The organism is Hafnia sp. HMSC23F03 (assembly GCF_001816025.1).
Classification (GTDB): domain Bacteria; phylum Pseudomonadota; class Gammaproteobacteria; order Enterobacterales; family Enterobacteriaceae; genus Hafnia; species Hafnia paralvei.
Genome location: NZ_KV824231.1, coordinates 36,468 through 36,677, shown reverse-complemented (window position 1 = coordinate 36,677; position 210 = coordinate 36,468).

Sequence of the window (210 nt, the reverse complement as noted above, 5' to 3'; positions counted from 1 at the left end):
TAAAGCATCGAATATCACATAAGCCTTGTGCAGGTGTCCGAGTCGGCGAATCCTAGCCTTCATTCCTCACTTCGGCTGAAGAATAACGTGCCGGAAAAGGTCAACTTCAAAACAAAAAGCGTGGCCGGTTTTTAGTTTAAGTCTTCGTAGGGAGAGCCGGCACGACAGGGATGTCATGACGGAGTTTGGGGCGCCCTGGATGGGCGATAC